This window comes from Pseudomonas sp. SJZ103 (assembly GCF_007828335.1).
In the GTDB taxonomy this organism is placed as follows: Bacteria; Pseudomonadota; Gammaproteobacteria; order Pseudomonadales; family Pseudomonadaceae; genus Aquipseudomonas.
In genome coordinates, this window is record NZ_VIUN01000009.1 from 46,780 (window position 1) to 66,012 (window position 19,233).

General features: G+C 62.4%; 18 protein-coding genes. All 18 read left to right on the forward strand.

What is annotated here, in order from left to right; all coding sequences use genetic code 11:
- The first annotated feature begins 1 nt into the window (after window position 1).
- The 18 genes from FBY10_RS19370 to FBY10_RS19455 all read left to right on the forward strand — a co-directional run bounded on the left by FBY10_RS19370 (window position 2) and on the right by FBY10_RS19455 (window position 19,206).
- A complete protein-coding gene (locus tag FBY10_RS19370) occupies window positions 2–442 on the forward strand; it encodes a low molecular weight protein-tyrosine-phosphatase (protein ID WP_145337474.1) in 441 nt (146 codons plus the stop codon).
- Window positions 443–483: 41 nt separating this feature from the next.
- The gene (locus FBY10_RS19375) at window positions 484–2,703 is read left to right on the forward strand and encodes a polysaccharide biosynthesis tyrosine autokinase (protein ID WP_145337475.1); all 2,220 of its coding nucleotides are present in this window, start codon (window positions 484–486) and stop codon (window positions 2,701–2,703) included.
- A 5-nt stretch (window positions 2,704–2,708) separates the two neighbouring features.
- Window positions 2,709–4,022, forward strand: a complete 1,314-nt coding sequence (locus FBY10_RS19380; protein ID WP_145337476.1) for a lipopolysaccharide biosynthesis protein — start codon at window positions 2,709–2,711, stop codon at window positions 4,020–4,022.
- The gene (locus FBY10_RS19385) at window positions 4,019–5,194 is read left to right on the forward strand and encodes an O-antigen ligase family protein (RefSeq protein ID WP_145337477.1); all 1,176 of its coding nucleotides are present in this window, start codon (window positions 4,019–4,021) and stop codon (window positions 5,192–5,194) included. Before FBY10_RS19380 ends, FBY10_RS19385 begins: the two co-directional genes overlap by 4 nt.
- Window positions 5,191–6,354 (forward strand): polysaccharide pyruvyl transferase family protein, encoded by a 1,164-nt coding sequence (locus tag FBY10_RS19390; RefSeq protein WP_145337478.1) that lies wholly within the window; start codon window positions 5,191–5,193, stop codon window positions 6,352–6,354. The genes FBY10_RS19385 and FBY10_RS19390 overlap by 4 nt, the downstream gene beginning before the upstream one ends.
- Window positions 6,351–6,902, forward strand: coding sequence for a putative colanic acid biosynthesis acetyltransferase (locus FBY10_RS19395; RefSeq protein ID WP_145337479.1), 552 nt, complete (start codon window positions 6,351–6,353; stop codon window positions 6,900–6,902). The genes FBY10_RS19390 and FBY10_RS19395 overlap by 4 nt, the downstream gene beginning before the upstream one ends.
- 14 nt (window positions 6,903–6,916) lie before the next feature.
- On the forward strand, window positions 6,917–7,876 hold the full coding sequence (locus tag FBY10_RS19400; RefSeq protein WP_178116772.1) for a nitroreductase family protein: 960 nt from the start codon (window positions 6,917–6,919) through the stop codon (window positions 7,874–7,876).
- 1 nt (window position 7,877) lies between these two features.
- On the forward strand, window positions 7,878–8,813 hold the full coding sequence (locus FBY10_RS19405; RefSeq protein WP_145337481.1) for a glycosyltransferase family 2 protein: 936 nt from the start codon (window positions 7,878–7,880) through the stop codon (window positions 8,811–8,813).
- A 69-nt stretch (window positions 8,814–8,882) separates the two neighbouring features.
- Entirely contained in the window at window positions 8,883–10,004 is a 1,122-nt protein-coding gene (gene gmd, locus FBY10_RS19410) for a GDP-mannose 4,6-dehydratase (RefSeq protein WP_145337482.1), read from the forward strand.
- 2 nt (window positions 10,005–10,006) lie between these two features.
- Window positions 10,007–10,984 (forward strand): GDP-L-fucose synthase, encoded by a 978-nt coding sequence (locus FBY10_RS19415; RefSeq protein ID WP_131699250.1) that lies wholly within the window; start codon window positions 10,007–10,009, stop codon window positions 10,982–10,984.
- Entirely contained in the window at window positions 10,984–12,192 is a 1,209-nt protein-coding gene (locus FBY10_RS19420; protein WP_145337483.1) for a glycosyltransferase WbuB, read from the forward strand. Before FBY10_RS19415 ends, FBY10_RS19420 begins: the two co-directional genes overlap by 1 nt.
- Before the next feature lie 5 nt (window positions 12,193–12,197).
- Window positions 12,198–12,656, forward strand: a complete 459-nt coding sequence (locus FBY10_RS19425; RefSeq protein ID WP_145337484.1) for a GDP-mannose mannosyl hydrolase — start codon at window positions 12,198–12,200, stop codon at window positions 12,654–12,656.
- A gap of 21 nt (window positions 12,657–12,677) precedes the next feature.
- Window positions 12,678–14,087 (forward strand): mannose-1-phosphate guanylyltransferase/mannose-6-phosphate isomerase, encoded by a 1,410-nt coding sequence (locus FBY10_RS19430; RefSeq protein WP_145337485.1) that lies wholly within the window; start codon window positions 12,678–12,680, stop codon window positions 14,085–14,087.
- A 180-nt stretch (window positions 14,088–14,267) separates the two neighbouring features.
- The gene (locus FBY10_RS19435; protein WP_145337486.1) at window positions 14,268–14,498 is read left to right on the forward strand and encodes a hypothetical protein; all 231 of its coding nucleotides are present in this window, start codon (window positions 14,268–14,270) and stop codon (window positions 14,496–14,498) included.
- Between the two features lie 87 nt (window positions 14,499–14,585).
- A complete protein-coding gene (locus tag FBY10_RS19440) occupies window positions 14,586–15,698 on the forward strand; it encodes a polysaccharide biosynthesis/export family protein (protein WP_145337487.1) in 1,113 nt (370 codons plus the stop codon).
- Between the two features lie 12 nt (window positions 15,699–15,710).
- Window positions 15,711–16,370 carry a YjbF family lipoprotein gene (locus FBY10_RS19445; RefSeq protein ID WP_306100597.1) on the forward strand — a complete coding sequence of 220 codons (660 nt, stop codon included), beginning with the start codon at window positions 15,711–15,713 and terminating at the stop codon, window positions 16,368–16,370.
- Window positions 16,367–17,134, forward strand: coding sequence for a capsule biosynthesis GfcC family protein (locus FBY10_RS19450; RefSeq protein WP_145337488.1), 768 nt, complete (start codon window positions 16,367–16,369; stop codon window positions 17,132–17,134). The genes FBY10_RS19445 and FBY10_RS19450 overlap by 4 nt, the downstream gene beginning before the upstream one ends.
- Complete coding sequence (locus FBY10_RS19455) at window positions 17,131–19,206, forward strand: YjbH domain-containing protein (protein WP_145337489.1); 2,076 nt, start codon at window positions 17,131–17,133, stop codon at window positions 19,204–19,206. The genes FBY10_RS19450 and FBY10_RS19455 overlap by 4 nt, the downstream gene beginning before the upstream one ends.
- Window positions 19,207–19,233 lie beyond the last annotated feature (27 nt).

Below are 19,233 nucleotides of genomic sequence, written 5' to 3' on the forward strand. Positions count from 1 at the left end.
CTTGTTCAAAAAGATATTGATTGTGTGCATCGGCAACATCTGCCGCAGCCCTACGGCGGAACACTTGCTGGGTGCCGCGCTTACGTCCTCCGAGATCACGGTGAGTTCCGCCGGCTTGGCGGCGTTGCGTGACCATCCGCTGGAGCCGACGGCCGGGCAAGTGCTGCAGGAGCATGGGCATGTTCCGCGGGCGCACAAGGCGCGGCAACTCAGCGTTGAAGCGGTGAGTGAGGCCGACCTGATCCTGGTGATGGAACAACGGCACATCGACGGCGTGCTCAAGCTCGCCCCTGAGGCGCGGGGCAAGGTGTTCCTGTTGGGCAAGTGGCAGCACGATCGCGAGATCACGGACCCCTATCGCCAGGGCAAGCCCGCCTTTGTGCAGGCCTATGCCTTGATCGAACAGGCCGCACAGGCCTGGGCCCAGCGCCTGGCGCGCTGACGCTCCCTCTTTAAACGATTGCAAGGACGAAGACGCGATTTATGCATTCACCCCAGAACGCTTCCCCTGAAAGCCCTCACCGTGACGAGATCGATGTGCTCGGCATGCTTGGCACCCTGATCGATCACAAATGGCTGATCGCCGGGATCACCGGCACCTGCATGGTGATCGGCGCCGCCTACGCGATTCTGGCGGCGCCGGTGTACCAGGCGAATGCGTTGATCCAGGTGGAACCGAAGAAGAACGACATGCTCGGTTTCTCCGACGTCAGCAGCCTGCTGGGCAAGGAGTCGCCAGCGGTGACCGAGATCGAGCTGATCAAATCGCGCACCATCATTGGCAAGACCGTCGATACCCTGGCGCTGGATATCACCATCACGCCCCAGCATTTTCCGTTGATTGGTGGCTTCCTCGCGCGGCGTTATGCGCCTGAACACAAGGGCGATATTGCGCCACCGCTGTTCGGTTTCAGCCGCTACTCGGCGGGTGGCGAGTCCCTGGCGCTGAGCAGCTTGAACCTGCCGACGGCGTTGCTCGGAACCACCCTGGTGCTGGTGGCCGGCGAGGCCCAGGCCTACACATTATTTGATGAGGACGGCGTCAAGATCGCTGCAGGGCGCGTCGGCGTGCCGTTTGCCGCCGCAGGTGTCGAGGTGCTGGTCAAGGAGCTGCGGGCTAATCCGGGCGCGCATTTCAAGATCGTGCGCAAGCCGCGCCTGGACGCGGTGGCCGACTACCAGGACCTGCTCACCGTGATCGAGCGCGGCAAGGAGTCGGGGATCATCAGCCTGTCCCTGGAGAGCACGCGCCCGGCCCTGGCGGTGCGGACGCTGAATGAAATCTCCAACCTGTATGTGAAGCAGAACGTCGACCGCACCTCGGCCGAGGCGGCGCAGAGCCTGTCGTTTCTCAATGACCAGTTGCCCCAGGTGCGTCGCGACCTGGAGAAGGCCGAGAACGCCTTGAACCGCTTCCAGACTCGCAGTAAATCCATCGACATCAGCCTCGAAGCCAAGGCCATGCTCGACCAGGTGGTGGCCCTGGACACCGGCATCTCCGAGCTCAAGCTGCAACAGGCCGAGATGGACCGCAAGTTCACCCCCCAGCACCCGGCTTATCGTGCCTTGATCGCCAAACTGGCAGAGCTCAACGCCAAGCAGGCGCAGATGACCAAGCGCGTCGAAGGCTTGCCCACGACCCAGCAGGAATTGCTCAGCCTGACCCGCGACGTGCAAGTGGGCACCGAGATCTACACCCAGTTGCTCAACCGCTCCCAGGAGCTGGACGTGATGCGCGCCGGCACCGTGGGCAACGTGCGCCTGATCGACAGTGCCGATGTCAACCTGGCCAAGCCAGTGGAGCCGCGCAAGGTCATCGTGGTGCTGCTGGCGATGCTGCTCGGCGGCATGCTTTCGGTGGGCATCGTGCTGGTGCGCAGCCTGCTCAACCGTGGCCTGGAAAGCCCGGATGACATCGAGAAACTCGGCCTGCCGGTGTACGCCTCGATCCCCTTCAGCCTCTTGCAAAAGGCCGAGGAAACCAACGCCGCCAAGGGCCGCTCCGCCGCGCCGTCGCTGCTGGCGCTCAACCATCCCCATGACCTGGTGATGGAAGCCATGCGCAGCCTGCGCACCAGCCTGCACTTCGCCATGCTCGAAGCCAAGAACAACCGCCTGATGATCACCGGCCCGAGCCCCGAAGTGGGCAAGACGTTTGTCTCGGCCAACCTGGCGGCGATTGTCGCGCAGTCGGGCCAGCGCGTGCTGCTGATCGATGCCGACATGCGCAAGGGCTACTTGCACAAGATGCTTGGCAAGGCGGTGGAGGCGGGGTTGTCCGACCTGCTTGCCAAGCGCTGTGATCTGCAGGAAGCGATTCACCCCACGGCAGTGGAGCGTTTCGACTTCATTGGCCGTGGGCAGATCCCGCCCAACCCGTCGGAACTGTTGATGCACCCCAACTTTGCTGCGTTGCTGGCCGAAGTCAGTGAGCGCTATGACCTGGTGATCATCGACACGCCGCCGTTGCTGGCGGTGACCGACGCCGCGATTGTCGGGCGCCAGGCCGGCACCAGCCTGATGGTTACGCGTTTTGGGGTGAACTCGGCGAAGGAAATCGAGTTGACCCTGCGCCGCTTCCATCAGAACGGCATCGAGCTCAAAGGCGCGATCTTCAATGGTGTGGAAAAACGCCGGTCCGCCAGCTACGGCTATGGCGACTACGGCTACTACAGCTACGCCTATCAGTCCGACAAGGCCTGATGACCATGAGCAAAGTGCTTGAAATGCCGCGTTCGTTGTCGCGACGGTTTCGCCTCAACGTGCTGAGCTACGGCTACACCCAACTGGTGACGCTGGCGGCGCAACTGGTGCTGGTGCCGTTCTTCCTGCACGCCTGGGGCACCGGGCGCTATGCCGATTGGCTGGTGCTCACCGGTATTCCGTCGATGCTCAGCCTGCTGGACCTGGGGGTGGCCCAGGCGTCGGCCACCAGCGCCACGTTGCGCGCCAGCCAGGGCGATGTGCCGGGGGCGCGGCGCAGTGTGCAGACCGCGCTGGCCTTTACCCTGGCGGTGGTTGCGCTGGTGCTGGTATTCGCCCTGACCCTGGGCCAGTGGCTCGACTGGGTGTCACTGCTCGGGCTCAAGACACTGACACCCGAGCAGGCCAGCCTTGTGGTGCTGTTCATGTCCGGCTACCTGTGCACGCGCTTGCTGGGTGGGCCGATCGACGCCTGGTTTCGCACCATCGACAGAACGGTCGGCGGCGTCTTCATCATGGCCAACCGCAGAACCCTGGACATTGTGCTGTCCATCGTCGTGCTGCTGCTCGGCGGCTCCGAACTGCAATTGGCCCAGGGCATGTTCCTAAGCCAGGTGCTGTTCCTGGTGCTGGTGACCCTGTTTGTGCGGCGGATTTCACCCTGGCCTTTGCTGGGGCTGGCGTCGGCGTCCTGGGCCGAGTTTCGCGGTATCTGGAAACCGGCGCTGGGCAGCGCGGCGATCCCCCTGGCACAGGCGATCACCCTGCAAGGCGGCCTGCAAGTGCTCAACCAGATCGCTGGCCCGGCGGTGGTGGTGGGTTACACCATGGCGCGCACCTTGATGCGCCTGATCATCCAGTTAGGCATCACCTGCAGCAACGCCCTGACCCCGGAGATCTCACGGCTGGCCGGGCGCGGCGAGTTCGAACAGGCGCGACGCTTTACCCAGCGCGCCAGCTCCCTGGTACTGGGCCTGTGCCTGCTGGTGTATGCCGCCGGGATCTGGGCCGGGCCGCAGATCATCCTGCTGTGGAGCCATGGTCTGGTGCAGGTCGATCGCCTGTCATTGGCGCTGATCGGCTCCCATACGATTTTGAATGTGGCCTGGTTCATCCTCGCGGCGATGCTGATCTCCACCAACCGCCACACCCGCACTTCGGTGATCTACGCCTTGAGCAGCGTCGCGGCCTTGCTGCTGTGGCTGGCGTGCAAGGAACGTATCGATCCGCTGCTGGGCGCGTCGCTGTTGTTGTCGCTGCCGGAACTGGTGGTGTTGGTGTACCTGCGGGTGATTCGCGTGGGGGAGGTGGGCCCATGATGCTGTCCCAGGCGCGCCTGACCCTCTACTTGCCACTGACGTTCTTCGCCTTGCCCCTGGCGCTGAGCAACAACCTCTCGCAACCCTTGGCGCTGCTGCTGTTGCTGCCGTTCGTGGTGTACGCGGCGCGTGGCTTTACCCGCGCGCTGCCATTGCTGGCGCTGGTGGTCGCGTCCAGCGTGTTGCAGGTATTGGTGAGCAGTGGGGCGAAGATCTCGCTGTACCAGTTCCTGCGTTCCGGTATTCCGTTTTTCTATTTTGTGCTGCTGTTGGCCGGGTACAGCTATGTGTTGGCCAATGTGGAAAAAATCGCGCTGGCCCATAGCGTCAACTACCGGCGCATCCTCGAACGCATCATCTATATCTTCGCCCTTGGCCAGTTACTGCAGGTCAGCCTGTACGGCGTGGGTATCGACCTGACCAACGCCGCGTCCAAGTCCAGCGACGAAGTCGGGCGGATCATGTTGTTCCCCACCAGCTCGGCGGTGCTGCTGTTTTTCTATGCCTGTTGCCAGCGCAGGATCGGCTTGATGCTGATCCTCGCGGTCACGCTGCTGGCCGCCGGTTCCAAGACCATCCTTGCGGCGATGGCGGTGATGATCCTGTTGTCGGCGATTACCCAGCGCAAGCTCAAATCATTGGCGGTGCTGGTGGTGGCCATCGCTGCGCTGGGCACGCTGACGTTCTATGCCAGCCCCTTGGCGGTGTCGCGCTTTGCCACTTACCTGTTTGAGGAGAAGGGCGAGGACGTGACCCGAGCGTTCGAGATCGCCCATGCCAAGGAATCGTTTCTCGACAACCCCGCCACGGTGTTCCTGGGCAATGGCCTGGCCAAGCAATTGACTCCCGGCGTGCCCACCAATGACGAGCGCTGGTTCGAGAACTCCAAGTTCGATATCGAGAACGGCTACTGGGGCGTGACCGCCAAACTGGGTGTGGTCGGCGTGGCGCTGTTTTGCCTGCTGTTCAGCAGACTGCCGCGCAACCCGGTATCGCTGGCTGTGGTGGCGATCCTGCTGATTTTCTCGTTCAAGACCAGCTACCAGTTCTTCACCACCTTCGATGGCAGCTACTTGCTGGTGTGGTCGATGTTTATCGGCCTGCTCAACAAGGCTGCGCCTGCACGCCAGGCTGTTTACCCAAATTACTTACTGAAACAGGCTGGATCATGAACGCACCTGCAAGCACTATCAGGGCCGGGATACTGACGTACCACTTCAGCGAAAACTTCGGCGCGGTGCTGCAAGCCTATGCCTTGCAGCGCTGGCTGCAGCAACAGGGCTTGCAGGTGAGCTTGATCAACTACCACCCGGCATACGTGGAGGATGGCAGCGAGGTTCGCCAGCTGTTCAACCCACGCCAGCTCAAGGCCAACCTCAAGGCCCTGTACCTTAAGGCCCTGGCGTTGAAAACCCGGGTGCTGGGGCCCAATGCCCAGTCGCGCCAGTTCCAGGCGTTCAAGACGCGCTTCCTGAATATCCAGGCGTCGCGCTATGTCCATGCCGACCAGCTCAACCAGGCGGTGGCCGGCCAGCAGTTGCTGGTGGCCGGCAGTGACCAGATCTGGAACCCTTCGGGCCAGACCGGCCTCGATCCGGCGTACTTCCTGGCCTTTGATTGCGACAAGGCGATCCGGCGCATTTCCTATGCCGCAAGTTTCGGCAAGGAGTACCTGGAACCGCAGTACCACGCCGAAGCCGAGGGCCTGCTCAAGCAACTGTCGGCGATCAGCGTGCGCGAGGAGAGTGGAGTCAGCATCGTGCAACAGGTCTCGGGGCTGGCTGCCCAGTGTGTGCCGGACCCGACGCTGTTGCACCGCGACTATTCGGCGCTGCTCGCCACGTCCACCCAGACCCGCACCGGCCACGTGTTCTGCTATGCGCTGCGCACCGGCGTGGGCGTGCGCGAAGTGGCCCAGGCGCTGTCGCGGCAGGTGGCCGGGCCGATTGTCTCGCCGTACAACGCTCACCGGCGCTGGCGGCAGATCGGCGAGACCGTGCAGATGGGCCCGCAGGATTGGCTCAAGTTGCTCAAGGAGAGTGCCTACGTGGTGACCAACTCCTTCCACGCCACGGTGTTCGCGATCATTTTCGAGAAGCCGTTTATCGCCGTGGGGTTGCCGGGCAACAAGGCCTCGCTGAATGCCCGCGTGCGCAACCTGCTGGAGAAGCTGGAACTGTCGCAACGCTTCCTGCCGGCAGACAATGCCGACCAGGTGCAGGCCTTGATCGCGGCGCCCATCGACTGGGTGGCGGTGCGGGCCCGGCGCCAGGCCCTGCAACAGGTGGGCGAGCGCTACCTGTTGGAACAACTGGCGGCGATCCGGCCATGAGCGACTTCGCGCAACTCAAGTACGTCGATACGTTGCCGCGCAGCAACAAGGCGCGGCGCCTGTTGTGGGGCATCGTCTACCAGCTGCTGTTTCGCCCCACGCCGCGCTGGATGCTGCACAACTGGCGGCGTTGGCTGTTGCGCTGCTTTGGCGCCAAGGTCGGCGTGGGCTGCCGCATCGCGCCCACGTGCAGCATCTGGGCGCCGTGGAACCTGGAGATCGGCGACTACACCGCTATCGGCGATGGGGTCGATGTGTACGCCATGGCCAAAATCACGTTGGGCTCCAAAGTCACCATCAGCCAGCGCAGCTTCCTGTGCACCGGCAGCCACGACACCCGCAGTCTGCTGCGGCCCCTGGTGACCCGCGAGATCGTGATCAAGGACCACGTGTGGGTCGCCGCCGAGGCCTTTATCCACCCCGGTTGTGTGCTGGAGGAGGGCTGCGTGGTCGGCGCGCGCTCGGTGGTCACGGCAAGCCTGCCCGCCTGGATGATTTGCGTCGGTGCGCCGTGCCGGCCCCTCAAAACGAGAGACATCGCACTATGAAGCAGGTGAAACGCATGATGGATAAGGCATGGAAGTTGATGTATTTCGTCAGCGAGTTTTTTCGCGACATGCTCACGTTTATTCGCCACAACGGTTACTCGCCGCTGGAAAGCCGCAACAAGAAGCTGTTCTACAAAATCCTCATCGAAACCCACACCGTGGAAAAAGGCCTGTCTCTCAAGGAACCCAAGCCGCTGTTCGGCAAGGACAAGATTAACGGCATCATCCATATGCTCAACGACTACGACCGCACGTATTCGGCGTTGCCGGTGGAGATGGCCCTTGGCGCCTTCCAGGGCTACCTCGACCTGCACCGCACCCTCGGTATCAGCGACGATTTTGTGTTTTACCTGGATGCCTATGTAGAGCACCTCAAGCGCGACGGTACCGCCGGCAGCGGCGGCATCAAGCGCGCGGCGACGTGGCTGGGCAACGGCGGGCTGGATGCCAAGGCGTTCCTGCAATCGCGCTCCAGCTGCCGCATGTTCCAGGCCGGCAAGATCGACAGTGGCTTGCTGACGTCCCTGGTGGAATTGGCGCAGTCGTCACCCTCGCAATGCAACCGTCAGTCATCGCGGGTGCATGTGTATCAGGACCGCGCGGTGATCGCGCAGTTGCTTGAACTGCAAGGCGGCTCGCGCGGGTTTGCGCAGTCGGTGGACAACCTGTTTGTGGTCACGTCCGAAGTCACCGCCTGGGGCGGCGCGGGGCAGCGCAACCAGCTATACGTCGACGGTGCGTTGTTTTCCATGGGCCTGCTGCTGGCCTGCCACGCCAATGGCCTGGGCGCGTGCCCGCTGAACCTGGCGATCCTCAATTCGGTGGAAAAGAAGATCCGTGGCATCGGCGCCATCCCGGCCAGCGAGCGGTTGATCATGATGATCGCCGTGGGACTGCCCCTGGAAAGCCACTTCCGGGCCGCGCGTTCACCGCGCCGGCTCACCACCGAAGTCCTGCAGATGCACGGTGGCTGATATGAAGCGCGAAACCGTCAGTGTGATCATCCTTACCTACAACGAAAGCCTGCATATCGCCCGGGCCATCGAGTCGGTACGGGCCTTCAGCGACGAAGTGCTGGTGGTCGATTCGTTTTCCACCGACGACACCTGCGACATCGCCCGGCGCCATGGCGCGCTGGTGGTGCAGCATGTATTCGTCAACCAGGCCAAGCAGTTCCAGTGGGCGCTGGATCACCTGCCGATTACCGGCAACTGGACGATGCGCCTGGATGCCGACGAAATCATCGAGGCCGACCTTGCCGCCGCGATCAATACCCGACTGCCGACCCTGGCTCGCGACATCACCGGCATCAACTTCAAGCGCAAGCATATCTTCATGGGGCGTTGGGTGCGCCATGGCGGCCGCTATCCGTTGAAAATGCTGCGGCTGTGGCGCACCGGGCAGGGGCGCGTTGAGGACCGTTGGATGGACGAGCACATCTCGGTCGCCGAGGGACGCACCATCACCCTCGAAGGCGGGTTTGCCGACCATAACCTGCATGACCTGACCTTCTTCACCCACAAGCACAACCAGTACGCCACCCGCGAAGCGATTGAAGTGCTTAACGCGCGGCTGGGGCTGTTTGCGATACGCGATGAACTGCATGCCGGGCAGAGTTCGTTCCAGGCCAAGGCCAAGCGCCTGGTCAAGAACCGCGTGTACAACCGCGTGCCGTTCACCCTCAGTTCCACCGCGTATTTCCTGTGGCGCTACATCATCCAGCTGGGGTTTCTCGATGGCCGCAGTGGCCTGGTCTATCACCTGCTCCAGGGGTATTGGTACCGCTTTCTGGTGGGCGCCAAAGTGCTCGAACTGGAAACCGCGATTGCGCACTTAAACGATAAGGAAGCCATTGTCCGGGAACTCTCAAAGTTGACCGGACATAACTTGAACCTGCCCACACCGAAGTAACTGAGCGTTTTTAACAAACACCCAAGTTTGGGTGTCGGCCTTCGCTCGCCTATCAATTGGGAGACAGACATGAATAAAGTCGCGCTTATTACCGGGATCACCGGTCAGGATGGCTCGTACCTGGCAGAGCTGCTGCTGGAAAAAGGCTATACCGTGCACGGCCTCAAGCGACGTTCTTCGTCGTTCAATACCCAGCGCATCGATCATATTTACCAGGACCCGCAGGCCCTGCATAAAAACCTGATCCTGCACTATGGCGACCTGGCGGACTCGTCGAACCTGACACGCATCATCCAGCAGATCCAGCCCGACGAAATCTACAACCTCGGCGCCCAATCCCACGTGGCGGTGAGCTTCGATTCGCCGGAATACACTGCCGATGTGGATGCCCTGGGTGCCTTGCGCATCCTTGAGGCGATCCGCCTGCTGGGCCTGGAAAAGAAGACCCGTTTCTACCAGGCCTCGACCTCCGAGCTGTACGGGCTGGTGCAGGAAACCCCGCAGAAGGAAACTACGCCGTTCTACCCGCGTTCGCCCTATGCGGTGGCCAAGCTATACGCCTACTGGATCACCGTGAACTTCCGCGAAGCCTATGGGCTGTATGCGTGCAACGGCATCCTGTTCAACCACGAGTCGCCGCGTCGCGGTGAAACCTTCGTGACGCGCAAGATCACCCGTGCCCTGAGCAACATCGCCCTGGGCCTGGAACAGTGCCTGTACATGGGCAACATGGATGCACTGCGCGACTGGGGCCACGCCAAGGACTACGTGCGCATGCAGTGGATGATGCTGCAACAGGAACACCCCGAGGATTTTGTGATCGCCACTGGTGTGCAGTATTCGGTGCGCGACTTTATTCGCTGGTCGGCGGCGGAACTGGGGCTGCATTTGCGCTTTGTCGGCGAGGGCGTGGAAGAGGTGGCGGTGGTCGAGCAGATCGACGGCGACCTGGCGCCGGGCATCCTGGTGGGCGATGTGATTGTGCGCGTCGACCCGCGTTACTTCCGCCCGGCGGAAGTCGAGACGCTGTTGGGCGACCCGGCCAAGGCCAAGCGCCTGCTCGGCTGGGTGCCGGAAATCAGCGCCCAGGAAATGTGTGCGGAGATGGTCCGCGAAGACCTCAAGATCGCCCAGCGCCACGCCTTGTTGCGCTCCCATGGTCACGATGCACCGATTGCCGTGGAGAACTGAACATGGCTCGTGACTTTGATGCGCGGATTTTTGTGGCCGGCCATCGCGGCATGGTCGGTTCGGCCATCGTGCGGCGCCTGTGGGCCTTGGGCTACACGCAGTTGCTCACCGCCGGCCGTGATGAGCTGGACCTGCTCGACCCGGCGGCGGTGCAGGCGTACTTCGCCAGGCACCGTGTGGACCAGGTGTACCTGGCGGCCGCCAAGGTCGGCGGGATTCACGCCAACGCGACGTACCCGGCCGATTTCATCTACCAGAACCTGATGATCCAGGCCAACGTGATCCACGCCGCCCACAGCCATGGCGTGGAGAAACTGCTGTTCCTGGGCTCGTCATGCATCTACCCGGTGCATGCACCGCAACCGATGATCGAAGCGGTGTTGCTGGACGGCGCGCTGGAACCCACCAACGAACCCTACGCGGTGGCCAAGATCGCCGGGATCAAGCTGTGCGAAAGCTACAACCGCCAGCATGGCCGCGATTACCGCAGCGTGATGCCGACCAACCTGTACGGGCCGGGCGACAACTACCATCCGCAGAACAGCCATGTGATCGCCGCCTTGCTGCGGCGCTTCCATGAAGCGACCCAGCGCGGCGATGAGGAAGTAGTGATCTGGGGCAGTGGCAAGCCGCGGCGCGAGTTCCTGCATGTGGATGATATGGCGGCAGCCAGTGTGCATGTGATGGAGCTTAGCCAGGAACGCTACCGCGAGCAGACCCTGCCGATGCGATCGCATTTGAACGTCGGCACCGGAGTGGATTGCACCATCGCCGAACTGGCCCAGGCGCTGGTGCGGGTCACCGGCTTCAAGGGGCAGTTGCGCTTTGACGCCAGCAAGCCCGACGGCGCGCCGCGCAAGCTGCTGGATGTGAGCCGGATCAACGCCCTCGGCTGGGAAGCCTATGTGCCGCTGGAGGAGGGCCTGCGCGACGCCTACAACGCCTACCTCGCGGCCCTTGAACAGCCTCGGGGCCACTGATGAAGATCCTCCTGTACGGCATCAACTACAGCCCGGAGCTCACCGGCATCGGCAAGTACAGCGGTGAACAGGCACGCTGGCTGGCGGGCCAGGGGCATGACGTGCGGGTGGTGACGGCGCCGCCGTATTACCCGCAGTGGCAGGTGGGCGATGGGTATTCACCATGGCGCTTTCGCACCGAGCAGGATGAGGGTGTGACGGTGATTCGTTGCCCACTGTATGTGCCACGCCAGCCCACGGCGTTGACGCGCTTGCTGCACCTGATGAGCTTTTCCGCCAGTTCGTTTCTGGCGGTCATGGGGCAGTTGCGCTGGAAACCGGACCTGGTGATCCTGGTAGTGCCGACCCTGTTTTGTGCGCCCCAGGCACTGTTGTTGGCCAAGCTCAGTGGCGCGCGCTCGGTGCTGCACATCCAGGACTACGAGGTGGACGCGATGTTCGGCCTCGGCATTGGTGGCGGCTCCGTTATGCATCGCCTGGCGTTTGAGCTTGAACGCTGGCTGTTGCGGCGCTTTGACCGGGTCTCGACGATTTCCAGCGGCATGCTCGACAAGGCTCGGGGCAAAGGCGTGAGCAGCAAGCGCCTGCTGTTCTTTCCCAATTGGTCGGAAACCGCCCGCTTTCGCCAGGTGCCTCGCAGCTGCGGGCTGCTGCAACGCCTGGGTGTGGCGCCGGGCCAAAAGGTGCTGTTGTACTCCGGCAATATCGGTGAGAAGCAGGGCCTGGAACTGATCCTCGACGCCGCCCAGGCCTATGCCGATCGCCCGGAGCTGGTGTTCCTGATCGTCGGCCAGGGCACCGGCAAGGCACGCTTGCTCGAGCGTGTACAGCGCGATGGCCTGCACAATGTGCTGTTTGCGCCGTTGCAGCCCTACGAGGATTTGCCGGCGCTGCTGGCCTCGGCCGATGTGCACCTGGTGATCCAGAAGCGCGGGGTGGCGGACGCAGTGCTGCCTTCCAAGTTGACCAATATCCTGGCGGTGGGCGGCCACGCCATCATCACCGCCGACCCCGACACCACCCTCGGGCGCCTGTGCGAGGAACACCCCGGCATTGCGGTGTTGACTGAACCGGAATCCGTCGCGGCGTTGAACACAGGGATCGAGCGGGCACTGGCATTGCCCGCGCGCAACGAGGTGGCGCTGAACTACGCCAAGGAGTTCCTCGACAAGGAACGCATTCTGCAACGCTTTCTGGCACAGGTCTGATGGGTATGTGGCTTGATTTACCGACCTTCAATACGGTCGTGGCGTCGACGCCGCTGGTGGCGATCGACCTGGTGGTGAGAAATACCCGTGGCGAGGTCCTGCTGGGCTTGCGCGTCAATCGGCCGGCCTACGGCTTCTGGTTCGTGCCCGGCGGGCGTATCCAGAAAAACGAAAACCTCGACAGCGCATTCCGGCGCATCACCCACGACGAACTGGGGCACACCTTCGAGCGCGCCGAGGCGCGGCTGCGGGGGGTGTTCGAGCACTTCTACGACGACAGCGTGTTTGCCAACGCCGGGGCCGGGCCGGACACCCATTATGTGGTGCTCAGCTATTGCCTGGACCTGGCGCAAGGCCAGACCCTGCAGCCGCCCACGGAGCAACACCAGCATTACCGCTGGTGGTCCGAGGATGAACTGCGCATCAGCCTGCGGGTGCATGAACACACTCGCGCCTACTTCTGACTCTCTCCCGAGGACGCTCTCATGTTGTTACCCGTGATCATGGCAGGCGGTTCGGGGTCGCGCCTGTGGCCGCTTTCGCGGCAACTGAACCCTAAGCAGTTCCTGCGCTTGACCGACGCGCACCTGTCGATGCTGCAGCAGACCATCACGCGGCTGGAAGGCGCCAACGTCGCGCTGCCGCAGTTGATCTGCAATGAACAGCACCGCTTCCTGGTGGCCGAGCAGTTGCGCCAGTTGGGCATGGAGCAGGCCAGCATCCTGTTGGAGCCGGTGGGGCGCAACACGGCGCCGGCCATCGCGCTGGCGGCGTGCAAGGCGCTTGCCGAGCAACAGGACCCGATCCTGCTGGTGCTGGCGGCGGACCATTTGATTGAAGACATCCCTGCGTTTCATGCCAGCCTGGAAGTGGCGTTGCCGCTGGCCCGTGACGGCAAGCTGGTGACTTTCGGTATCACGCCCACCAGCGCCCATACCGGCTACGGCTATATCGAACAAGGCGCGGCGGCGGGCGAGGGCGGTTATCGGGTCAAGCGCTTTGTCGAGAAACCCGACGCCGCCACCGCTGCGGCGTATGTGGCCAGCGGTGCGTATTACTGGAACAGCGGCATGTTCATGTTCCGCGCCAGCCGTTACCTGGAGGAACTGGAACGCTTCCAGCCGGCCATCCTCGAGGCCTGTCGCGTGGCCCTGGAAGGGGGCAGCCAGGATCAACCCTTCACCCGCGTGCATGCCGCGACCTTTGCCGCTTGCCCGGACGATTCCATCGATTACGCGGTGATGGAAAACACTCATGACGCGGTGATGGTGCCGTTGCAGGCCGGCTGGAGTGATATCGGCTCGTGGTCGGCGTTGTGGGAGGCCAGCGAAAAAGATGCCAGCGGCAATGTGATACGCGGCGATGGGCTGAGCCTGGACACCCGTGACACCTACGTCCACGCCGACAGTCGGCTGGTGGCCACGGTGGGGGTGCAGGACCTGATCATTGTCGAGACGAAGGATGCGGTGCTGGTGGCCCATAAGGACCAGGTGCAGCAGGTCAAGGGCATCGTCGACCTGCTCAAGCAGGCCGGGCGCCATGAGCATCTCAACCACCGCGAGGTGTATCGGCCATGGGGCATGTACGACTCGGTGGACAACGGCCAGCGCTATCAGGTCAAGCGCATCACGGTGAAGCCGGGGGCCAAGTTGTCGGTGCAGATGCACCACCACCGCGCCGAGCACTGGATTGTGGTCAGCGGTACGGCGCGGGTCACCAATGGCGAACAGACTTACCTGGTGTCGGAAAACCAGTCGACCTATATCCCCATCGGCCAGGTGCACGCCCTGGAAAACCCGGGGGTGATTCCGCTGGAGTTGATCGAGGTGCAGTCGGGCTCTTATTTGGGCGAGGACGATATTGTGCGCTTTGAAGATAAGTACGGCAGGGTCTGAGGTTTTCCGACAATTAATAACATTTAAAATAACGTTGATAGCCCTGATGCATTGAACGCCGGGCACTTCATCGGAAAAACGTTATTTTCAATTGGTGCGCTTGGAAGTTGTCCGTCTGGTGTGCTGTTTAGTTGAGTGGCACTATCGGTTTGCCTGCTCACTGAAGATAAGGAGTCTGATATGAGAAAAGCACTGGCTGTTATGGTACTCAGTGTATTGAGTACTGCTGCATCGGCCGTCGAGTTGCCCTTGGGGCTGGATACAACGGTGGCGGGGACTGTGACGGTAGGGCAAACCCTGCTGGTCGGCAGCGCCCTTATCGCCGGTGTTGCCGCTGTTTCCAGCAGTGGCGGCAGCTCCAATGGCGGCACCACCACGGGTACCACCGGTACAACCGGTACCGGCAACTAGTTGTCAATCTTCCGCTTTTAAGACCGCTTGGAATCCCCGCCCAAGTGGTCTTTTTTTCTTGTCGTTTATCGCGAGTGTCCTAGCACTATGATGCGTATTTTTTCTATGGCGGCTGTGGCCGCTGCATTGTTGCAAGGCTGCATGTTTTCCCCGGGTCAATATATGGACACGGCGGCCATGACCCAGGAGGGCGATGCGCAAAATAGTCGGGTGGATTTAATTCCCATCACCCCGAAGTTATTGGCCATGGACGCAGCGACTCGCGTGCCTTATTCCATACCGGCGGAACTCTTGAGTTATAAACCCGGCCCGTACCTGATTGGCGCTAATGATGCGCTGTATATCACCGTATGGGACCACCCTGAACTGACCGCACCCTCGGGTCCGCAGCAGCAGATCGATGCCAACGGTCGATTGGTCAGCCCCGAAGGCAATCTGTTCTACCCCTATGTGGGCGAAGTGGTTGCCAAGGGCCGATCCATTGAAGCGTTGCGCAGTGAAATCACCGACAAGCTGCGTCAGTACATCGACAGCCCCCAGGTGGATATCAGCGTGTTGCGTTTCGCCAGCCAGAAAGTGGTGATCACCGGTGCAGTGATCAAGGCCGGGCCTGTGCCGATCACCACCATCGCAATGAACCTGACCGAGGCGCTCGGTGCCGCCGGAATCGATCCCATTAATGCCGACCTGTCGAACCTCACGCTCACCCGTGGCGACAAGCGCTACACCCTCGACCTCGATACGCTCAACCTCGAGCCATCGCGGTTGAACGACATCTACCTCAAAGACGGCGACCAGCTGTACCTGGCCTACAACGACCGCAAGCGCATCTACGTGATGGGCGAGGTGATGCAGCCGCGCGCACTGAGTTTCAAGACCCGCAGCATGAACCTCTCCGACGTGCTGGGTTCGGTGGGCGGGGTCAACCAGAACACCTCCAACGCCGATGCCATCTATGTGATTCGTGGTGCGCAGAACATCGATGTGGAGCCGGCCAAGGTGTTCCAGCTGGAAGCCGGATCCCCGTCGGCCATGGCCCTGGCCACGCGCTTTGATGTGCAACCCCAGGATGTGGTGTTTGTCGGTCCCGCGAATATCACGCGCTGGAACCGCTTTATCAGCCAACTGGTGCCGTCCGCGTCGATCATCGGCATTGGTGCATCCACCCAGAACAACCTGAGCGAAGCCAGCAGCCGATAGGGTGGTACCTGCGTGAACAGTCTGAAAATCGGTACGTACGCGGGGTTGGCGTGGCTGTTGGCTGGCTGTAATCCGCTGATGACGGCCTCACTCGATACCTTCAAGGCAGCCGTGGGCGGGCCTGCACCGTTGCAGTTGAGCCAAGCCCAGGTGGATGCGGTGCCGTTTCCCCAGATCAAGGTCACCACGGTGTCCAGTGAAGGGGTGATGGCGCTGATTCGCCAGCGCGGCGACTTGCAATTCTGGGTGGCCTCCGGCAAGCAGGTGTTGCTGGTGCGCGATGGCCTGGTGGTGCGCACGGTCGGTCTGGGTGCCGACCTGGATGGCACGCGCTGGCAGGGCCAGTCGCCGTTCCAGCAAGGGCTGCACCACGTGCCGGATGGCTATCGCAGCACGCGCCAGATCGACTTGGTCGGTGGCTATCGGCTGGGCGTGGTGGTCACCAGTCACATGAGGCGCAAAGGCATCGAGACCGTCGAGATTCTCGATAAACCCTATGCCTTGCTGCGCGTAGACGAAGACATCGAGTCCGAGGCGCTGGGCTTTCAGGCACGCAACCGTTACTGGGTCGATCCAGAAAACGGCTTTGTCGTGCAGAGCGAGCAGCACCTCACGCCCGCCCTGACCCTGACCATTACCCAACTGCAACCCACCCGCAAGGATGCCCGATGACTGGCCGACGATTAGGCGCGCTGCTGTTGTTGTGGGGATGCGCCAGTGCGTGCCACGCCGCAATGACGGTCAGCGGCCAGGTGCGCAATCCCGGCGCGATCACGCTGCACCCCGAGACCCGCTTGCTGGATGTGATCGGTGCGGCGCAACCGGATGCCCAGGGCTATTGGCTGGGCGCGGCGTGGCTGCACCAGCCGTTGCTGGAGCGCCAGGCACGGCTCAAGGCCGGTGTGCTGTTTGACCTGGACACGTTGCGCCGTGCGGCATTGGCGGCCGGGCGCGAAAGCCGGGCCCAGGTGGCGGTGCGCTTGTATGAGCAGGTGCAGGCGTTGCCGGTGACCGGCCGCCAGGTGGCGGTGCTGGACCCGGTGGCGGTGGAGGTGGGGTTTGCGCCGAACCCGCTGGTCAGCGACGGCGACCGCCTGGTTTATCCGCCACGGCCTGACAGCGTGCGTGTGTTCGGCGCCGTCGCCGGCGTCTGCACTCTGGCGTTCCAGCCACTGCAGCCGGCCCGCGATTACCTGCGCAGCTGCCCGTCATCGGCGCAGGCGGATGCCGATTACCTGTGGCTGATCCAGTCCGACGGCCGCATCACGCGCCTGGGCATTGCCCCCTGGAACCGCGAGGAGGGTGATCCGCCGGCGCCGGGCAGCACATTGCTGGTGCCTATCCGCAGTGATGACCTGGACCCGCCCACCCCCGACCTGAACCCGCAATTGGCCGAGTTTCTTGCCACTCAACCCCTGGCCGAGGTCACGCCTTGAAATTATGTATTGCAGCTGTGCTGCTGGTGCCCTGTGGCGTCGCGCACGGCGATCCCCGTTACACCCAAAGCGATTTTGGCGGCGTCGGGCTGCTGCAAACCCCTACCGCGCGCATGGCGCCCACTGGCGAACTCAGCGTGAATGCCAATCGCACCGAACCTTACAGTCGATATAGTTTTTCCGCGCAGCCCCTGGACTGGCTCGAAGGCACCTTTCGCTACACCGCGATTACCAACCGCCCGTATGGCGCCGAGTCGTTCAGCGGCGGCCAGAGTTACAAGGACAAGGCGGTCGATGCCAAGGTGCGCCTGTATCAGGAAAGCCATTGGCTGCCGGAGGTGGCGCTGGGGTTCATGGACCTGGGCGGCACCGGGCTGTTTTCCAGCGAGTACCTGGTGGCTAACAAACGCTATGGCGATCTGGATTTCAGTGCCGGCATCGCCTGGGGCTACCTGGGCAGTCGCGGTGATTTGGACAACCCGCTGGGCGCGCTGGATGATCGCTTCAAGGAGCGACCCAGCGCCGAGGGCTCCGGCAATTTTTCCAACGGTTATTTTCGCGGCCGGCCTTCCTTGTTCGGCGGTGTCGCCTACCAGACACCCTGGGCGCCACTGAGCCTCAAGCTCGAGGTGGAAGGTAACGACTACAAGAACGAGCCTCGGGACAACAGCTTTCGCCAGGACTCGCCGATCAACCTGGGCCTGGTCTACAAGGTGGCCGACGCCATCGACGTGAGTGCCGCCTGGGAACGTGGCAACACCGCCATGTTCGGTATCACCCTGCACACCAATTTCGTCAGTCGCAAGGCGCCGGCGAAGACCTACGACCCACCGGCGTCGAAACTGCCCACCAAGGCACCCACCACGCCGATGGATCAGGTGGACTGGGCCGCCGTATCCCAGCGCCTGCACGACAATGCCGGCTACAACGTGCAGCGCATCGCCCAGCGCGGGCCGGAGCTGTTGGTGTATGGCGAGCAGCAACGCTATTTCTACAGCGCCAAGGCGGTGGGTCGCGCCAGTCGTATCCTGGATAACAGCGTCAATGACCAGATCGATTGGTTTACGTTGGTGAGCGAGCGCTACGCCATGCCGATCGAGGAAACCAGTGTGCCGCGCAAGACCTTCCGCGAGGTGGTCAACAACCGCGAATCCCTGCAAAACCTGCACCGACAGGCTGAAGTCAATCGCGCCAACATCAACACCCAGACGGTACTCTACACTCAGCCCCCCAAACCCTTCAGCTACGGTGTGGGCCTTGGCTACAAACAGAACGTTGGCGGGCCGGATGGCTTGCTCTACCAGATTTCCGCCGACCTCGACGCCGAATACCGCTTCACCCGCAACACCTGGTGGAGTGGCCTGCTGAGCGTCAACCTGCTGAATAACTACGACGGTTTTACCTACGATGCGCCCAGTGGCCTGCCCCGGGTACGCACCGACTTGCGCCAGTACATGACCAGCGCCGATGTGACGCTGCCGACTTTCCAGCTCAACCATGCGATGCAGTTGGACCAGGACCTCTACGGCATGGTCTACGGTGGCTTGCTTGAATCGATGTATGCCGGTGTCGGCAGTGAAGTGCTGTACCGCCCGATGGGCCAACGCTGGGCATTGGGTGCCGACCTGAACTACGTGCGCCAGCGCGGTTTCGAGCAGGATTTCAGCTTGCGCGATTACCGCACCGTCACCGGACATATCACCGGCTATACCGATCTGCCGTTCAACATTCAGGGCGCCTTGAGTGTCGGCCGCTACCTGGCCAGGGACTGGGGCGCGACCCTGGACCTGTCGCGCCAATTCACCAATGGCGTGCGCATAGGGGCATGGGTCACCCGGACCACCGCGTCGACAGAGCAATATGGCGAAGGCAGCTTCGACAAGGGCCTCTACCTGTCCATTCCCTTCGATGAGTTGATGAGCCTGTCGACCATGCGCCGCGCCAACCTGGTATGGGCGCCGCTGACCCGCGACGGCGGCGCACGCTTGAACCGCGCCTACTCACTGCATTCGATGACCGATGGGCGCGACAGTGAGCTGTTCTACAAGAACATCGACAAGATCACCGAATAGATGCACCCCTGTAGATACTGTCTTATC